This is a genomic window from Shuttleworthella sp. MSX8B, assembly GCF_000524295.1.
Classification (GTDB): Bacteria; Bacillota; Clostridia; order Lachnospirales; family Lachnospiraceae; genus Shuttleworthia; species Shuttleworthia satelles.
On the sequence record NZ_JAQT01000012.1, the window covers coordinates 28,922 to 46,657 of the forward strand.

Below are 17,736 nucleotides of genomic sequence, written 5' to 3' on the forward strand. Positions count from 1 at the left end.
ACTTTCCACAGGTCGAAAGACCTGAAAATGGTGATGAAATGACAGATGCTTTCACGGGGAAACTTGGGATTTTGGGAGGTATGGGGCCTCAGGCCACGCAGATCTTCTATCAGTGGATTTTGGACCGGACCCCGGCCGCTCGCGACCAGGACCATATTCCGACTCTGATTTATTCTGACACCCAGATGCCGGATCGGACGGAGGCGATTTTGTCGGGAGATGAGGGACCGGTAGAGGAACGCCTGCTTAAGGACTGTAAGACATTGGAAACCTGTGGCTGTTCGGCCATTGCCATCCCCTGTAATACATCTCACTACTTTGTGGACCGTCTGCAGGACCAGCTGGCAGTGCCTATTATTCACATGCCCCGCCGGACCGTCCGGAGGCTGGCAGATGCGGGGAAGAAGAAGGTGGCCATTCTGGCGACGGACGGAACCATAGTGACGGGCGTTTACCGCAAGGCCCTGGAGGCGGCGGGAATCGTGGCCTATGAGCCTGATTCGCAGACGCAGAAGAAGGTCATGTCCCTGATCTACGATGAGATCAAAGCGGGAGAAAAGGGGAACCGGCATACCTTTGCAGCCATTGACAGAGCAGTCAGGGAGGCAGGATGCGACGGGGCAATTCTGGGCTGTACGGAATTATCGGTTTATCGGGAATACCATGGTCTGTCTTCCTTCTATATTGATGCCATGGAGGTTCTGGCCGAGGAGTGCATTAAGTTCTTTGGTCTGAAGCCGCTTTTGGTTTAGGAGAATGCGGGCTTTTATTTTCGGCGGAAGATCGAAAAAACGGAAACTTTTCAGCTTGGGCTTTAAACGTATGACTGCATTGAAAAAGTCATATTTATGAGGGCTTTATCAGTTGGAAGTTGTAGAGTAGGACCCGTGGGGTCAATGGAACTTCCATAAGGATTCAGGATGCCGACGCAGGATGTCTGCCCGGCGTAAACAGGTGATTTGCATGAAAGAAAAACTCTACCCCCTCCTCTTCGGAGGAGATATCAATGTCTACTCTGTCGCCAGGGCTTTCTGGGAGCAGTATCGGATCAGGGTGACCTGCTACGGCAAGTTCCCGTCAGGGCCCGCCTATCGGTCCAGTCTGATTGATTATCGGGTCAACGCGAACGCGGAGAAGGCCGAGACTCTGGTCAGGCTGATCTGCGATTTCGCCGCGGAGCACAGGGATGGTAAGGTCATGCCCATCGGCTGTTCCGATGACTATGTCTTTCTGGTGACGGACAATCGGGACAAGTACCCGGACAACGTTATTGTTCCTTATATTGACAGCAAGCTGATGGGAGAGTTGATCCGCAAGGAGCACTTCTACGAGCTGGCGGACAAGTATGACATAGATCATCCCGGGACTTTCATCTATCGCAAGGAGATGGGGCATGATTTTGAGCTTCCCTTCAAGCCTCCCTATATCTGCAAACCTTCTTCTTCCGCTCTCTATTGGCGGCATCCTTTTCAGGGCAATGACAAGGTTTTCGTCTTAAAGGATCGCGAGGCTCTTTTGGATGTCTTAGACCGCTGCTACGCAGCCGGTTATCCGGACACCATGGTGATCCAGGATATGATTCCCGGCGATGATTCCTATATGCGGGTACTCACCTGTTACTCCGACAAGAAGGGCAGGGTCAAGATGATGTGCCTGGGTCACACGCTTCTGGAAGAGCATACCCCCCACGGAAGAGGCAACCACGCTGTTGTCATCACAGAGAAGCTGGATGGGCAGTCCCGGACGCTCTGTGAGAAGATCCGATATTTCCTGGAGGAGATCCACTACACCGGTTTCTCGAATTTTGACATTAAGTACGATGAGAGGGACGGCAAGTATAAGGTTTTTGAGATCAATTGCCGTCAGGGACGCTCCAACTACTATGTGACTGCAGCTGGCTATAATGTAGCAAAGTACTGGGTCAGTGATCTGATCGAGGGGATTGATACCGGTTTTGAGATCTGTCAGAAGGAGAGCCTGTGGAGAGTGGTTCCGCGGAAGGTTTCCTATGACTATGTTCCTTCTAAATACCACGCTTTTATGAAGCGGATGGAGAAGGAGGGGCATGTGAGTAACTCCCTGATCTCACCCGATGAGAAGAACTGGTATCATAAGCTCTGGGTATGGCATAATCTGCGCAGCCATGTGAAGAAGTTCGCCAGCTACTATGAGAAGCAGAAGTAAGAAGAGATGCCATGAAACACTTGTTAGCCGATTATTTGCAAATGCTTGCGGGCCACGGTCTGCTGAGTCAGACCGAGGAAACGCTTGGCGAACGCCTGGGAGAGAGCCTGCAGAGGGAAATCACCCTGGTCTCCTGTGACTCCAGAAAAGTCATTCCGGGCACACTCTTTATCTGCAAGGGAGCCGGATTTCGGGCGGACTTTCTGCGGATGGCCAAAGAGAGAGGGGCCGCCTTCTATCTGAGCGAGAAGCCCTATGAAGGGGTCGACCTGCCATGGATTGGGGTCAGCGATATTCGCGCTGCCATGGCCCACAGCGCCAGCTTCTGCTATGACAGACCCTGGGAGGCCTTCCGTCTGGTCGGCATCACGGGAACCAAGGGCAAATCCACGACGGCCTTCTTCCTCAAGGCTATTTTCGACGTTTATGAGAAGAGCCGGGGCGGCAGGCCCTCTGGGCTGATATCTACGATCCTGACGGAAGACGGAAAGGAAAGTCGTCCCTCCCGCATGACGACCCCAGAGCCCATTGAACTGGAGGAACATTTTGCCAACGCCAGGGAAGCGGGTCTTGACTATGTGACCATGGAGGTATCCTCCCAGGCTCTCAAGTACGATCGGGTTTTGGATGTGCAGTTCGATGTGGCGGCATTTTTGAATATCGGCTATGACCATATTTCCCCCATCGAGCATCCGACTTGGGAAGACTACTTCGCCTCCAAACTCAGGATCTTCAGCCAGTGCAGGACAGCCGTCGTTCACCTGGGTGTCGATCACTCCGAGGAAATGCTTGAAGCGGCTCAGAAGGCGCGGAAAGTGATTACTTTTTCAGAGACCGACGAGAGGGCTGATGTCTACGGTTATGGGATGAAGAAGCAGGGAAGGGAGACCCATTTTAAGGCGCGTGTCCTCGGGCAGGAGAGAGAGTATATCCTAGGAATACCTGGTTTTTTCAACGTCTCCAATGCCCTGGCGGCGATTGCTGTGGCAGAGCATTATGGCATCCCATACGACTGCGTGAAGGAGGGCCTGAAGAGGGCCCGGGTGCCGGGACGCATGGAGGAGTATACCAGTGCCGATGGCAAGATCGTGACCATTATCGACTATGCTCACAACCGCCTCTCTTTTGAGAAGCTCTTCGCGGCAGCGAAAGAGGAATTCCCGGGCCGCCGGATTGTGGCTCTATTCGGGGCTTCCGGAGGCAAGGCGATCAACCGGAGAAGAGACCTGGGAGAGGTGGCGGCGGCCAATGCCGACTATATCTATCTGACGGAAGACGATCCGGGCAGGGAGGATCCGGCCCGGATTGCCGAAGAGATTGCCTCCTATATCAAACCCTTCGGCACCCCCTATGAGATTATCCCCGATCGAAAGGAGGCTATCCGAACGGCCATTCATATGGCAAAGGAGCCGACCCTGCTTCTTTTGGCGGGCAAGGGGCATGAGGTCATGGTCCGCAGGGCCAATGGCTATGAGAAGGGTCCCTCTGACGCCGACTGTGCCAGGAAGTATCTGGCGGACTATGACGGAGGACTTGCCGGAGATTGAGAGTTGAAGGAAAGAGGAAGAAGTGATATCTGTCTTGTCAAATGAAGGCGAGATCTGAAAAAGAGGCGGCGAAAGCCGTCTCTTTTTCAGTGCCGGATATCTGGAAAGGAACTTGAAAAAGAGAAAAGAAACGGTCGATATGAGCCCCTTTTTGCAGGAAATAAGAAATCATGATTATTTCTTGATAAGTCTTATGTATCGTAGCTGTCAATGGTAATACGAGAAGATTCTGGAAGGAAATATCTATGTTGATGCGAGACAATATTCTTGAGACAAGAGAACTGACCAAGAAATTCGGAGGACAATATGCGGTGCGGGGGATTTCCCTGCAAATTAAGAGAAACAGTATCTATGGCCTCCTGGGACCGAATGGAGCAGGAAAGTCCACAAGCCTGAAACTGATTCTTGGACTCCTGCGTCCGACCGAAGGTCAGATTCTATTTGACGGGGAGAACTGGAGGCGTGAACATCTTGCCAAAATCGGCGCCCTGATTGAGGAACCGGCTCTTTACGCTAATTTGACGGCAAGAGAGAATTTACTGGTGCATACCAGGCTGCTGGGACTTCCGAAGGAGAAGATCGACGAAGTATTGAATACGGTTGACCTAAAGGACACGGGGTCAAAACGTGTTGCGCAATTTTCGATGGGGATGAAAGAGAGACTGGGCATCGCAATGGCGCTGCTGAATGATCCATCGCTGCTGATATTGGATGAACCGACCAATGGATTGGACCCGATCGGGATTCAAGAGCTCAGAGAATTGATCGCCGGTTTCCCGAAGAAGGGAATGACGGTCATTCTTTCCAGCCATATTCTGTCTGAACTGGAACAGCTTGTTGATGAGGTTGGAATTATTGACAGGGGTCAGCTTGTCTACCAGGGAGAACCGGATCATGAAGAAGATTTAGAGACCTTCTTCATGGACAGAATAAGAAAGGGAGGGCGGTTATGAGGGGCTTGTCGTCAGAACTGCTGAAATACAGGAGAACAATGACAGAGAAATTGCTTGTGTTACTCCCTCTTTTCTTTGTCCTGCAGGCTCTGCCGAGTCTTTGGCTTATGCCGGCCGGGGTGGTGAGAAAATGGGAGAATGTGACCTCCATGGTCTTTAATCTCTGGACGGTTGCCTTTTTGCCTTTTGGGATTGCCTTACTTGCCTATCTGGTTGACCTGCAGGAAAAGAGAGCCGGAAATTATCGCGGCCTGCGCGTGCGTGCCTATGCACCCTGGCGCCTGTGGATTGACAAAGTCCTTGTCATGTCGATCTTCTTGCTCGTCACATCAATGGTTCTGCTTATCGCGACGATCTTTTCCGGTCTGATCACAGTGACAGAGGGGAAGTGGGCCATTCCCTGGAGCAAAATTCTGCTGGCTGTTTTCTTCTCGTGGTTTACATCCCTGGCACTGATCCCGCTCCAGCTGTGGATTGCAGCATGGAAGGGCATGTTTGCCGGTATGGGGATGGGATTTGCAGGGATGGTGTCGGGAATTGCGCTGGCCGCAAAGCCCTTTTGGTATCTGTCCCCCTGGGCCTGGAGTATACGTATGATGTGCCCTATCTTACAGTTAAACCCGAACGGTGTTATGATGGATGCCTCCGATGTCTTGCAGGATTCCTCGGTACTCCTGCCGGGTCTGCTTTTATCTCTTGGAGCTTCTTTCGTGGTTGCCGGGATCAGTGCATTTTGCTTTCAGCGGAGGGATTGTCAATGATTTCACTTTTGTTATCGGAATGGCTCAAAACAAAAAGAACAGGGATCCGCTGGCTTGGCTTTTTGCTTCCCCCTCTCTTTTCTCTGGCAGTCGCCGGATATATTGTACTGCGGGGGCAGCTGAGCGAGACAGAGATCTTTCAGCTCTTTTTCTTCTCCTGGGAGGGATTGATGGTGCCGATCATGACCGGTATCCTTGCGGCTTCTCTTGTGCAGGAGGAGGCCTTTGCCGGTAATTTCACAGGATATCTTACAACGAGCATTGACAGAAAGAAGCTCTATTTCAGTAAGTACCTGTTTTTGCTTCTCTTTCATTTCGTCAGCGCGATTCTGGCCTTTTTTGTGTTTCAACTGACGATGCAGATCGGTTCGCCGGATGCCGTTAAGGGTTGGGTTATTTTTGCCCTTGCCCTGATTTTTGGTCTGTTCGGCGCGCTTCCTCTGCTGGCAATCCATCTGTGGGCCAGCTTTGTGTGGGGGACGGGGATTTCGATCGGGATAGGAATCGGAGGTCTTATTTCCTCTATGGCTCTCGGAACATCTGTACTCGCTGACCGGGTCTGGATTTTGATGCCCTGGCTGTGGCCCTATCGTATGGCCGGATTACCGGGGGCCTATTTGAAATTTACGGCGGGGATGGATCGGCCTCCGGTTGAGATCGCCTCGGGCGCTGTCGCACGGCAGTTTTTGACAGGGAACCTTGTGCTTTTGATCAGTCTTGTGATTTTTTGCGCAGGAGGTATGGTCTGGTTTAACAGCTGGGAGGGGAGAAAATCCCAGGAATAGGATATATTGAATGTGGGATATTTTCGCGCAGGAGCTGAGGAAAGATGAGTAAAATTCTGCTGATTGACGATGAAGTCGAATTGCTTATGCTTCTGAAAAACGAGTTGGAGGCGCGAGGGCACCGGGTCCTGACTGCCTATCGGGGAGAAGAGGGAATCGCGCTTGCCAGACAGGAGCCGGATCTGATTCTTCTCGATATCATGATGCCGGATATGAGTGGATTTGAAGTCTGTCGGGCGATCCGGGATCAGATCCTGTGTCCGATTCTTTTTTTGAGCGCAAAACAGGCGGAAAGCGATAAAATCCATGCGTTGACACTGGGAGGAGATGATTTCATATCCAAACCATTCGGGCTCAGAGAACTTCTGGCCCGGATTGAGGCAAATCTTCGGAGGGAACAGAGATCTCAGGAGAATCATCATCAGAAAAAACGTACCAGACTCTATTTTGCTGACTTAAGCCTTGATCTGCTGGAGCACAGAGTTCGAATCGGCGATACGGAGATCCCCCTGTCCAGGCGGGAATATGAAATTGTAGAACTTCTGGCTCTTCGGGCCGGTCAGGTCTTTTCCAGAGAACATATCTATGAGAGGGTATGGGGCTGTGACGCCGAGGGAGATGCCTATACGGTCGTAGAACATATTCGGAAAATAAGAAAGAAATTTGCGCAAGTGTCTTCGGAGAAAGAATATATCTCCACCGTCTGGGGGATCGGCTACCGCTGGGAGCGCCTTTGAAAGAGAGATGAGAATGAGAAAACAATCACTTGTGGTCAGCTTTCGAATGACGGTCACCTGGATCGCTGTAGCATCCATTGCGGCGACCCTGCTCACCCTGGCTGTCGCTTTTGCTCTGTATCTTCTGGAAGAAAACAGGGGGATCTATCCGGCCAATTATCATGAGAGGCAGATCCCGGCGATTGAGCAGTATGTGCGGCAGATGAATACGGATCTGCTGTCAAAGGAGAGGGAAGAGGATCTGAGCGGAGTGATTGGTGATCAGGGAATTCGCTATCAGGTTGTCGATGGGCAGGGAAAATTTCTGTATGGGACAGAGACAAATCCGGTTCTTTCATCCAGAGGAGACCTGGTTCGTCATCTGAATATTACCAGCATCTATCAGGAGAAAAATAAATATCTGTCACTTGTTCCCCTGCTTGGGGAAGATGGGGAGATTCAGGGTGCCGTTGCTCTTGTCTATCAGGTGAAAATGTTTCCGGTCAATTCCAGGGGCTCATGGGTGTCAGTACTGTTAAATGGAGCTTTTTTTTCTCCAATTGTCTATATTGTCTTGTTTACCATGTACTTTTCCAGACGCTTTATCAGAAGAATCAACCAGCCCCTGCAGCTTCTGCAGGAGGCCGCAGAGAAGATCAAGAGAAGAGATCTGGACTTTCGAATCAACTACCACGCTGACAATGAGTTGGGACAACTATGCAAGGCTTTCTCGGAGATGCAGGAGGAATTGCGGAAGTCTCTGTCTGCGCAGTGGAAGATGGAACAGGAGCGTATTGAGATGGTTGATGCTCTGGCGCATGACATAAAAACGCCCGCCTCTATCATTTTGGCCTATACGGAATCTCTGCTGGATCATCCACATATGGATCCGGATCAGTCCAGGCGGTACCTGTCGGTGATTGAGAGAAACGCGAAGAAATGTACCCGTCTGGCCCGGCAGATGAAGGAGGCCTCCGAGTCGGAGCAGGCAGGGAGTAAGGCAGAATATGTCAGAATGAACCTGTACAGTTTCCTTGAACAGAAAGTAAGGGAATACCGCCTGCAGGCAAAAGAAAAGAGGATTGAGATACAATTGTGCGATGACAAAAGCCTGCACGCGTCTTATACACTCGACCGAAATAAGCTGGATCGTATCTTCGATAATATCCTGTCAAACAGTTTATCTTACACGCCCGCAGGTGGATGTATCCGTATCCGCGCATTTGCAGATGGGGAAGTCATACGGTATCAGCTGTCCGATACGGGATCCGGTTTTGCCGGAAGGGACTTAGAACACGCAACAGAGCGGTTTTACAGGGGAGATGAGGGCAGACACAGCGGGGACGGGCACTCGGGCCTTGGACTCTATACGGTAAAACAGCTTGTCAGCCAAATGGGAGGAGAGCTGGACCTGTCAAACGAAGAAGATGGCGGAGCCTGCGTGCGGTTCTCCCAGAGGATTTGCTCTGACTCGGATGATGTCTGACTGGGAAGAGGTCTGGCGAAAGAACCCTACTTCTTGACATAGGATCTGGCATTGGAGATGCGGTTGTTGTCAGTGGTCAGTTCGACCGGCTCACGGTAGTAGGAGACGACAGGAGTGCCGTCCGGGATATTTTCATAGACCCACTTGGCGGCTTCAAGAGGTAGGTTGATACAGCCGTGCGATCCCCTGGTCAGATATTCCTTTCCTCCGAAGACATGCTTCCAGGAGGCATCGTGGAAGCCGACGTCCGAGGCCCAGACGGTGAAGTACTGGACGGGAGACTCGTAATTCTCCCCCTTTAAGACAGCGGGGGATTTGCGGTAGATGATACGGAAAATGCCGTCGGGAGAGCCGCTGCCCTTGGACATATTGCCGGAGACGATGTCGCTTTCCCAGACGCGAGACCCATCCTTGACATAGTACATGTGCTGGTTGCTGTAATCCAGTTCCACGTAGGTTTTGCCGATATCATCTCCGATGGGGCCAAGCGCTGTCTGCTCCCAGTTAGGCTCCCGGGTCACCGGCTGCCCCGCCTCGATCTCCTGAGACAGCTGTTCGATTTCCTTCTTCTTGGACACGACCCATCCGTAGGTGCCGCCGGAGACCTCAATATCATCCCCCTTCTGGGTGTGGAAGGGGCGCTTGGAACCATAGGTGTTGAGCTCATGGGCCAGGCGGTCTACAAACTGACGGAGGCCGTCCGGATTGAGGCTGACATTGAAATTCTCGTCAATCTGAAGCATGGAGAAGATATCTGCTTTGGACAGGGAGGCTTCTTTGCCCTGCACCCGGTAGCTGACAGTGGACCTGGCATAGGAATCGATTTTGGCGCAGGCCGCCTTGATGGCGGGATCATCTGTCCTTCGGCTGGGGGCGGTGTAGTCGCTGTCCGGCAGGGTCAACTGGCTCTTTTGATCCGAGATCGCCCCTTTGACATCGGAGAGAATCTGATCCACTTTGATTCCCCAGTCCCCCTGACTGACCGTATAGCTGTCGCCGGAGAAGATGATTTTGGCGTCACTTGGCTCTTGAGACTGGCTTAAGATGGGATTGAGTGCGGCTTTCAGCATAGGCTCGTCATAGCTGACGGCGAGGGGGTAATGGTGTCCGGTGAAAATTCCCAGGGGCCAGAGAAAGGCATTCTGCGCCCGAAGGGCTTTTTTGGCGAGGAGGGCGTGGTCCTGATCGGTATAGGTCAGACCAATGGCGCTTCCCTCTATGGTTATGTCATGACTGTTCTTATCCCTGATCAAAAGACTGTATTGACCATCGGCCTTGTCCAGGGCGCGAGTCAGGGCTGACAGATTCATCAGGGAGACATCTATTTCAGCGACGCTGGAGCGGGGGAGGAAATGTCCCCAAAAGAAAAAGAGACCGCTCCCGTAAACCAGGAGGAGCAGGAGGGCGATTGCCAGACCGATGGCTCCGCGGCTGACAGATTTCTTTGTGGAGACAGGGAGATCCTGCGAGGCGGAAAGAGAGGGCGCGCCTTCTGTTTCCTCCCGCCTGCCGCGTGGTTTGGCAGGGACCAAGGTCAGATCTGTTTTTTCATTTGGCTCTTGCTTCATGTGTTCTCCCCCCCGGCCGAACTGGAACAGGCAGGTCATAAGGTTATATCCCTGAGGGAGAGTGGAATATCCCTGCCGGGCGCCCTTTGACGATGTCATTAGATCAATTATAGCATGACTGCTTTTGGAAGTGTAAAACCCGGGCAGGCCAGCAGACAAAGGGCTGATGAAATGAGCGGCAGCGGTCCGGCGGATTTGCGGAGACTCCGGCAGAAAGAGCATGTGTCTATGCTATAATGCGTTCCATGAAAAGACAGCGAATGGGACAGGAGGATGAAAGGAATTGGCCCTATGATGGAAGATATCTTAAATTACCTGACCAGACTGGCCAGAGACATGGTGGCCTGCGGGGCGACCATTGAGCATGTGGAAATTGCCCTGGAAAAGACGGCAGAAGCCTACCATCTGAAGGGGATGAGCATGGCCATTACCCATCAGCATGTCAGCATCTGTTTCAGTGATCGTCAGGGGAAGACATATATGAAGCAGATGGATATTCCTGAGATCAGCATTCATCTGGAGAAGCTGAAGGTGCTGAATGAGATTTCTTCTGAAATCTGTAGTCAGACGCCTGCGCCCCAGGAGCTGTGGGGGCGCCTGCGAAAGAGCCGCCAGGTAAGGCAGTATAAGAAAATGACCATAGCCCTGTGTCAGGTCCTGGCCATCTGCAGTATCTGCCTGATTCTGGGAGGGGGACTTTCGGATGTGCTCGGAACAGCTGTCGTATCCTTTGCCCTCTTCTGGATCAATCAGGGACTTGCCCGGCTTCGGACGGTGCAGATGATCAACAATGTGATCAGTATGTTCGCTGTGACGGTTCTGGCTTTCATTTTAGTGAGACTGGGATTGATGTCTGACACCCAGTGGACCCTGATTTCGGTCAGCCTTTTGATGATTCCGGGAATTCCCCTGATCAATGCCTTTCGCAATCTAATCTGCGGCAATGAGTTCAATGGCGTCATGCAGCTTTTAAATGTGTTCCTGGAGAGCGCGTCTCTGGCAGCAGGGACATTTCTGGGAGTGATTCTGATGGGAGGAGCGAAGGCATGGTAAATTCGATCATTATTCTAATACTGTCTTTTTTGGCCTCTTTTGGATTCGGCGTCGCTTTTGAGATTCATGAGAGAGAAAAACTGATCCTGGCCGGCATGGGGGGACTTGTGACAAGACTTGCCTATCTGGTTCTGATCGCCTTGACGGGGAATCCTTTTGTTACGGTTTTGCTGGCTTCTTTTGTAGCCTCTCTCTATGGGTCTATCCTGGCCAAAGCAAAACATGTCCCGGTGGCTTTTTTCACATATCCTGCGCTGATTCCTCTGATTCCAGGTGATCTTTTTCACTATATGATCGCCTCCATCCTGGTCGGGAATATGCCCCTGGCAAGGACACAGGGAATGCAGTGTGTCCTGCTTCTTCTGGCTTTAAGCATTGGCAGTATTGTCAGCTGGACAACGGTACAGAGTATTCATAGAAAAACCTTTTTCCAGGAGGAGGATTAGAGAGGGGAGCTCTGCAGAGAGAACTGCAGGAGATCAAGGAGATTTCTGTGCTGAAGACGCTTATTTGTTATATGGTACTCGGAAATAGTCCAAATACTTCTTGAACCTGTCCTGTGCAGACAGACAGGTATCACGCAGGTAGCCGCGCTCGTTCTGCCACTCCTTCAAGCCGCGGTAGTAAAACATCTTGATGTCGTCTTCAATGATAAACGGCACGATATTGTTCCGCAGACATTCTTTGAAAAGGAGCAGACGCCCGACTCTGCCGTTCCCGTCCTGAAACGGGTGGATGCGCTCAAAGCGATAGTGGAAATCCAACAGATCATCAAAGGTCTTATTTTCAATGGAGTTATATTCGGCAAGCAGCTTCTTCATCTCAGCACCGACATTCTCAGGCGCAGTTGTATCCATACCGCCGACCTCATTGGGCAGTTTCTTGTAGTCTCCGACGGCAAACCAATCGAGGCGGGCATCGGAAGTTCCGCTTTTCAGAACGGTGTGCAGCTGCTTGATGAACGCCTCGCTCAGTACATGATTTGCGCTGTCGATAACCATATCAATGCACTTGAAATGGCTGGCGGTCTCGACCACATCGTCAACTTTGACCGTCCCATCCGATACGCCGAGGGTGTTCGTCTCGAAGATATAGCGCGTCTGATCGTGGGTGAGGCGACTGCCCTCAATGTGATTGGAGTTATAGGTCAGATCGATCTGGATTTTATGATAAATACCGCCGTGCAGTTTTGCCGCTTTCTCGGCTTTCAGCACCTCAAGAAGTGTCTTTGGCGTGTTGGTTTTCTTATTAATGCGGTCGGGCTTCCCCGCGGTTTCGGGTATGTTCCATGTCTTGCCGGTCAGGAATGCATCGTCGATTTTTCCTTCGGCACAGTACCAGCGCACGCTGCGTTCGGAAACGCCCCACTTTTTTGCCGCTTCCGCGACAGAAATATACTTCATAGTGAACCCTCACCTTCTACACAGGGATAGTATAGCACGTTATCGGCAAAATATTAAGATTTAACAATTGAATAATATTGAGATTTTGCCGATAACGGAAATTATACTCATCCGGTAAATCAGACATAATATTTTTGTGCTTATCGAAAATTTGAAATCGCGTTCGCTGGATATTTTTGATTTTAAAGATGGTATGATCTAAGGAAATACAGCTATTGGAATATGAGGATGTGTCAGCTAAAATCGAGTTGTCTACTGAAATAGAAGTTCTAGCAGAAGATACATCGAATGGAGAAAAGGTTATTCATGTAAAATTTGATTCCCCAGGAAAGATGGAAGAAAGCTGCGAGAATGAAATTGCAGGGATCGCGGTTTCGGTCAAAAGTGGAATTATAGCGGTTTCAATCAAGATCTCAAGAGAGAACTATTTGCATTGCTATTAGTTGCATTATTTGGCAGTGGTGTTTTGACACCTGTATCGCTTTCGGTGATAGTACCCTCTGTTGTGCAGAAAGTCCTTCCATGATCCGGCAGAAAACACCTCTGAAAATTTAAGCAATAGGAGATCAGTCCCAAAATGCAGTATACACTTCATCCAACAGATTGTGACAAGAAAGTCCTTTTTGAACTTTTGCCTGACCAATGGGCGCATTGGAGCTTTTTAAAGAGGGCTTATATCTGGGTCTGTTTTATAATTACGATAGGAGCGCCTTTTTTTCTAGATCTAGATAAAGTGAAATTGATTATGGGTTTACGGATTGCATTGATCTTTAAGGTGCTTTTTATTTGCGTGTTTGTCCGATATGCGTGGTTTTTTTTGGTACGTTTCATAGTAAAGAAGCTGTGGAAAAAAGCGGTTCAGCGCATGCTCCCAGAAGAAATTCACGTTGAAATCTCACAGGACTCAATTCATGAAAATAGATACAGCCTCACCAAAGATGAAATTAAAAAAATATATCGGACCAGAAATTTTCTTATTTTCAGAGAAAAGAAAACGAAAAAGAAAACGATATTTCTGCCTTTTGGGGAAAATATAGAAGACATTGAGGAGGTACTGGCTCAGTTTGGCTATCCGGAAATAATCAGAAAGGAAACACTGGATCTGAAAGAAATATGGCGTTAGTTCCTGGCCGCTTCATTCATATGAATGGGCGGCCTTTATCTGTCTTTTTCGCTCGGTGTGAAATGGAGACGGTCAGGGCGGTTTTAAGGGAGTATGGTTATCCGGAAGTGATAGAGAAAACGAAATTCTAAAAGGGAAAAATAATGTATGTGTAAATCAGAATGGGAATGACTGCGGGCGTATGACAATGGTATTCTTACGAAATATGCATTCGGATGCATGGATTCTATGGGATTGCGTTTGCAGGAAAACTTGTATATAGACGGGCGTGTAGAAGATTTGCCGTAAATCCTGTGACTTCTGCCAATGGAAGAAGGAAAGGGGGAAGACTATACTTTGATAAAAGTACAGAGAAAAAGTACTGTATCTTCTTATTTTCTTGCTGCACATAACTGTCTCTTTACGCAATTCGTATGTAAGGCACATCTGTTTTTCAATTCTTTCATTTCGTAACGATATTATCTATGAACACATCGATTTCTCCCGCCTTTCTGGCAGAGGGTGCCCTTCTCGCATCGAAATATCGCATTATGGGGGAGCTTGGTCGTGGCGCAGGCTCCCGGGTTTATCTGGCAATCCAGGAGAATATAGGAATCCAAAGAGCGATCAAGTGCATTCCCAAGAACCGTTTGCAGTCAGGCTACGGAGAACTGATGGCTCTGCGGGACTTGGATCACCCTTGTCTGCCGCATCTTGTAGATCTGTTGGAGGGGGCGGATACCGTCTGCCTTGTGATGGAGCTTGTGGAGGGACAGTCACTGAGATCTTATATGGATCAGATCCGGCCCGGGGGACTGTCGGCGGATCAGCTGCTTGACTGGGGAGTAGAGCTGACGCGTATTTTAATCTATTTGCACGGGAGGAAGCCTCCCCTGATTTATCGGGATTTAAAGCCCGCCAATGTGATGATCTGCCCGAATGGCAGGTTAAAGCTGATTGATTTTGGAACGCTGACATCTCTTTCAGGTCTGCCGGATCAAGAGTCTTCTCTGGGAAGTCCGGCTTACGCGGCGCCGGAACAATTTGAAGGCAGCTTTGATGAGCGCAGTGATCTCTATGCCCTGGGCGTCTGCCTGAAGGAGATGTTTGACTATCTGCCCGATGATAAGGGCAGTCGAAGAGATGGGCTGAGGCAAGTGATTGAGAGCTGCTGCAAGAAGAGGCCGGAGGATCGCTTTCAGACGGCAGGAGAACTGGAAGCCGCGCTGACAAAATTATCCGCGACAGGAAATCTGCCTTCGGGCCAAGGACGCGTTAAAAAGAGGACTTTTCTTTTGCCCGCGGGAATCCTGCTGTTGACAGTGCTGTGTTTTTGCACAGTTCTGCCTGCTCTGTGGAGAGGCGACAAAACAAGTCAAAATCAGGCGAAAAGTATGGGAGCAAGGCTGGAGACAATGCTTCGCCGGGATAAGGAAGACCTGGTTTTCAGCCAGGAAGAGGAAAAGGACTTACTGGAGCTTCTGGCAAGCGAACCTTCAAAGAGACTCGCCAGAGAGGAGCCTCTGACTTACGCCGCGATCTGTCTGCAGCTGGGGAAGCTCTACTGGTATTACTACGGGATAGATGCATCTGGGGATCAAATCGGGCAGGAGGCCCGGATGCAGGCAGCCGGAGAGTGGCTTGAGAGGGGAGAGGAGGCCTTGCGCAGGAGCGGAGATCAGCATGTACAGGGAGAAGAGGCCCTGCGCGAGAGCATGGATCAACCTGCGCAGGGAGAGGGGACACATGAAAACAGAGCAGAACGGCAGGGCGCGTCCTTGCCTGATCTTTGGGAGAGCAGGGGGGAGGTGAAGAAGGATCTGGAAGAACACCTGGCTCTGATCCATTTCCATCGCGAGATCGCGAAGTGGACCCGTGAGGGGAGGGAGAAGGGTTTGTATCGGGCGCATTTTCTTCGGCTGAAGGAATACGAGAACAGCCTGGATAAGGCGGAGAATGACCTGATTCGATCCCGGGGGAGGCAGGAGGTCTTAGAGAGCCTCTACCGTCAGAGAGGGCATTTCCTGGAGGACGGGGTGTCAGAAGAGGAATATGAGCAGGTATTGGGCCGCCTGGCTGAGAACATTCGAGCCATGAGGTCAGGGAATCCATTTGTGACAAAGGTGCTTGAGGACAGCAGACAGGTGCTGGACTTGCTTGAGAGAGAAAGAGGGGGAAAGATATGAGAAAGATGTTGATACTGGGGCTTGTGACAGTGCTTTCAATGGGAAGGCCAATGATTCCCTTTCCGATTGAGGAGGGGGCCTTAAACCGCATGGTAGATCTGCGGATGAGTCCTGAGGTGGAAGCAGTGCAGATTGCGGACGGCAGAAAAATCTATGCAGAAAAATTTCATGTGAAGCTTGAGGTTAAGAGCGAGCAGATCCCCATCCGAAGAATTTCCTGGAGTCTTCAGTCTCTGACGGGAAGACAGAAAGAGGGACAGGAATCGGGAGAGAAACTTGAGATTAAAAAGGGAGAGCTTGCGCGGTTTGACAGGGAGGAGAGCGAAGAGGGATCTGTTTATAAGGGAGACAGTGAGATTGAGATCGAGGGCGCCGGGGAAGAAGATCGTGTTCGTCTGGCAGCAGAGATTGAGTTGATCACGGGACAGAAGATTCTCAAAAACGAGGAGTATGAACTGGACTTCCGGGAGCCGGAGCTTGCGGTCAGTCTCCGGGGAGAGAAAAAGGCAATCTATGCCGGGCCGGTTGAATTCCATCTCCTTGCCAGGGACGCTAATCTCGACCGGGAACACCTGGAAGTGACTTTAGATAAAAAACCATTGCCTGTCGAGTGGAAAGGAGAGGGAGAGGAAAGTAGAGGGAAAATCCGGGTGGGCGGGGATGGACGCCACCGGCTGGAGCTGACGGGAAGAGATCTGGCAGGGCATGAGAGCCGGCTGGTCTCAGAGACCTTTATCATTGATCAGACCAAACCGACCTTCCAGCTGGAAGGCCTGTCCGAGGGAAGCCATCGGGGAAAAGTCAGCGGAAGAATTCGGGTGGAGGACGCGCATCCTGACCCCAGGGCCACGCGGCTGCGCCTGGTGCGCCAGACCAGGGAGAAAAGAAGCGATCTGAGCCGGGAGGTTCAACAGACGTCAGAGGGAGAACTCCTCTTTCCGGAGCATATTTTTTCGGAAGATGGAAGATATTCCATCGAAGTCAGCGCAAGAGATGCGGCAGGAAACCGGAGTCATCTGTCCCGCAGCTTTCTGGTCAATCGGCGGGGATCCGCCTTTCAGCTCGAGGGGGACGCAAGAGAGCTCTTTGATCAGACCCTTCGTCATCTCCCGGATTTTTTGCTCCGCGAGGATAATCTTGACGCGATGGAGACAGGATTTCCCAGACTGCTTCTGCGGCAGGATGGGATCAGCCGTCTCCTGCGGCCGGAGGACTACCGGCTGGATTCGGATCAGGACGAGAACGGATTCTGGAGGCATATTTACCAAATTCCCAGGAATCTGTTTGAGACGGACGGGCTCTATGAAATAGAGGTGATGACCAGAGACGTTTCGGGTAACCAGGGCCGATTCGGAGAAAAGGAGGGCTTGCGCTTTCGCCTGGATCGGACGAAACCGGTAATTTATGCCTTGTCCCTGGAGGACGGACTCCGCGTGGATTCGGATCAATACACAGTGGAGCTTGTGATCCGGGATAATCAGGAGGTCAGCAAGGTTCGCTGTTTCCTAGATAAGAATGAGGCCCCCCTGCGGATTGAGGGAAATCGCTATTTCTTAGACCTTGCGAGAGGAAGCTATGAGGAAATCCGATTGGAGGCAGAAGACGCGGCGGGAAATCAAAGCGAAAAGGTCTATCGCGGCATTCATGTGGAGAAAAAGAATATCCTGGAGAGACTGACGGATCTGACACGCGGGAAGGGAAAAGAGGGAGAAGAAAGGGGGCAGCGGGCGGATGATCTGACAGGAAAGGAAGAGGCCAATACAGATGGTCTGATGTCAGCCGCCGGGCAATCGGATTTGAAGAAAGAGGATGCGTTTTTGGGCCGGGGATCACAGGGAAAGGCAGGGTTGAAAAAGACGCTGCCGACCAGTCAATATCTGATTCTTGGAGGCGCTTTCGGGGCGCTTCTGGCCGGGGGATTGATATGGGGCGTCCTGATCCGCCGCGCTCGCGATAAGAAATAATCATCAGGCTGACTGTCGCAGACCGCAG

The 17,736-nt window shown here is 51.0% G+C and carries 17 protein-coding genes; 14 read left to right on the forward strand and 3 right to left on the reverse strand.

What is annotated here, in order from left to right; genetic code table 11:
- The first annotated feature begins 38 nt into the window (after positions 1 to 38).
- The 3 genes from HMPREF1508_RS03060 (at position 39) to HMPREF1508_RS03070 (ending at position 3,731) form a co-directional block, all read left to right on the forward strand.
- Positions 39 to 752 carry an aspartate/glutamate racemase family protein gene (locus tag HMPREF1508_RS03060; RefSeq protein WP_044959305.1) on the forward strand — a complete coding sequence of 238 codons (714 nt, stop codon included), beginning with the start codon at positions 39 to 41 and terminating at the stop codon, positions 750 to 752.
- A 211-nt stretch (positions 753 to 963) separates the two neighbouring features.
- Entirely contained in the window at positions 964 to 2,184 is a 1,221-nt protein-coding gene (locus HMPREF1508_RS03065; protein WP_044959307.1) for a carboxylate--amine ligase, read from the forward strand.
- Between the two features lie 11 nt (positions 2,185 to 2,195).
- Positions 2,196 to 3,731: a Mur ligase family protein gene (locus HMPREF1508_RS03070; RefSeq protein WP_044959309.1), complete on the forward strand. Its 1,536-nt coding sequence runs from the start codon at positions 2,196 to 2,198 to the stop codon at positions 3,729 to 3,731.
- 37 nt (positions 3,732 to 3,768) lie between these two features.
- Here the strand turns inward: HMPREF1508_RS03070 and HMPREF1508_RS10625 are convergent, their stop codons facing one another.
- Complete coding sequence (locus HMPREF1508_RS10625; RefSeq protein ID WP_006905836.1) at positions 3,769 to 3,903, reverse strand: hypothetical protein; 135 nt, start codon at positions 3,901 to 3,903, stop codon at positions 3,769 to 3,771.
- A 79-nt stretch (positions 3,904 to 3,982) separates the two neighbouring features.
- On the opposite strand from HMPREF1508_RS10625, the gene HMPREF1508_RS03075 reads away from it, so the two are divergent.
- The 5 genes from HMPREF1508_RS03075 to HMPREF1508_RS03095 are packed head-to-tail and all read left to right on the forward strand — an operon-like array spanning position 3,983 to position 8,432.
- The gene (locus tag HMPREF1508_RS03075; protein WP_044959404.1) at positions 3,983 to 4,684 is read left to right on the forward strand and encodes a lantibiotic protection ABC transporter ATP-binding protein; all 702 of its coding nucleotides are present in this window, start codon (positions 3,983 to 3,985) and stop codon (positions 4,682 to 4,684) included.
- Complete coding sequence (locus tag HMPREF1508_RS03080) at positions 4,681 to 5,445, forward strand: lantibiotic immunity ABC transporter MutE/EpiE family permease subunit (RefSeq protein ID WP_044959311.1); 765 nt, start codon at positions 4,681 to 4,683, stop codon at positions 5,443 to 5,445. The genes HMPREF1508_RS03075 and HMPREF1508_RS03080 overlap by 4 nt, the downstream gene beginning before the upstream one ends.
- Positions 5,442 to 6,230 (forward strand): lantibiotic immunity ABC transporter MutG family permease subunit, encoded by a 789-nt coding sequence (locus HMPREF1508_RS03085; protein ID WP_044959313.1) that lies wholly within the window; start codon positions 5,442 to 5,444, stop codon positions 6,228 to 6,230. Before HMPREF1508_RS03080 ends, HMPREF1508_RS03085 begins: the two co-directional genes overlap by 4 nt.
- 44 nt (positions 6,231 to 6,274) lie before the next feature.
- On the forward strand, positions 6,275 to 6,967 hold the full coding sequence (locus tag HMPREF1508_RS03090; RefSeq protein ID WP_044959315.1) for a response regulator transcription factor: 693 nt from the start codon (positions 6,275 to 6,277) through the stop codon (positions 6,965 to 6,967).
- A gap of 13 nt (positions 6,968 to 6,980) precedes the next feature.
- On the forward strand, positions 6,981 to 8,432 hold the full coding sequence (locus tag HMPREF1508_RS03095; protein WP_044959317.1) for a sensor histidine kinase: 1,452 nt from the start codon (positions 6,981 to 6,983) through the stop codon (positions 8,430 to 8,432).
- A gap of 26 nt (positions 8,433 to 8,458) precedes the next feature.
- On the opposite strand, the gene HMPREF1508_RS03100 is transcribed toward HMPREF1508_RS03095, so the two are convergent.
- Positions 8,459 to 10,000, reverse strand: coding sequence for a L,D-transpeptidase family protein (locus tag HMPREF1508_RS03100; RefSeq protein WP_049906866.1), 1,542 nt, complete (start codon positions 9,998 to 10,000; stop codon positions 8,459 to 8,461).
- Between the two features lie 273 nt (positions 10,001 to 10,273).
- Here HMPREF1508_RS03100 and HMPREF1508_RS03105 point away from each other — a divergent pair, with 273 nt between their 5' ends.
- Together HMPREF1508_RS03105 and HMPREF1508_RS03110 are read left to right on the forward strand one after the other, a co-directional pair.
- Positions 10,274 to 11,053, forward strand: coding sequence for a threonine/serine ThrE exporter family protein (locus HMPREF1508_RS03105; RefSeq protein ID WP_044959319.1), 780 nt, complete (start codon positions 10,274 to 10,276; stop codon positions 11,051 to 11,053).
- On the forward strand, positions 11,047 to 11,499 hold the full coding sequence (locus HMPREF1508_RS03110) for a threonine/serine exporter family protein (protein ID WP_006905827.1): 453 nt from the start codon (positions 11,047 to 11,049) through the stop codon (positions 11,497 to 11,499). Before HMPREF1508_RS03105 ends, HMPREF1508_RS03110 begins: the two co-directional genes overlap by 7 nt.
- A 60-nt stretch (positions 11,500 to 11,559) precedes the next feature.
- Here HMPREF1508_RS03110 and HMPREF1508_RS03115 read toward each other — a convergent pair whose 3' ends face one another.
- A complete protein-coding gene (locus HMPREF1508_RS03115; protein ID WP_044959321.1) occupies positions 11,560 to 12,456 on the reverse strand; it encodes a Fic family protein in 897 nt (298 codons plus the stop codon).
- Positions 12,457 to 12,671: 215 nt separating this feature from the next.
- Between HMPREF1508_RS03115 and HMPREF1508_RS03120 the strand changes: the two genes are divergently transcribed.
- The 4 genes from HMPREF1508_RS03120 (at position 12,672) to HMPREF1508_RS03135 (ending at position 17,708) form a co-directional block, all read left to right on the forward strand.
- On the forward strand, positions 12,672 to 12,899 hold the full coding sequence (locus tag HMPREF1508_RS03120; protein ID WP_044959323.1) for a hypothetical protein: 228 nt from the start codon (positions 12,672 to 12,674) through the stop codon (positions 12,897 to 12,899).
- A 134-nt stretch (positions 12,900 to 13,033) separates the two neighbouring features.
- Positions 13,034 to 13,579, forward strand: coding sequence for a hypothetical protein (locus HMPREF1508_RS03125; RefSeq protein ID WP_044959325.1), 546 nt, complete (start codon positions 13,034 to 13,036; stop codon positions 13,577 to 13,579).
- Positions 13,580 to 14,043: 464 nt separating this feature from the next.
- Positions 14,044 to 15,744 (forward strand): serine/threonine protein kinase, encoded by a 1,701-nt coding sequence (locus tag HMPREF1508_RS03130; protein WP_084640221.1) that lies wholly within the window; start codon positions 14,044 to 14,046, stop codon positions 15,742 to 15,744.
- Positions 15,741 to 17,708: a hypothetical protein gene (locus HMPREF1508_RS03135; protein WP_044959329.1), complete on the forward strand. Its 1,968-nt coding sequence runs from the start codon at positions 15,741 to 15,743 to the stop codon at positions 17,706 to 17,708. The genes HMPREF1508_RS03130 and HMPREF1508_RS03135 overlap by 4 nt, the downstream gene beginning before the upstream one ends.
- Positions 17,709 to 17,736: the final 28 nt, after the last annotated feature.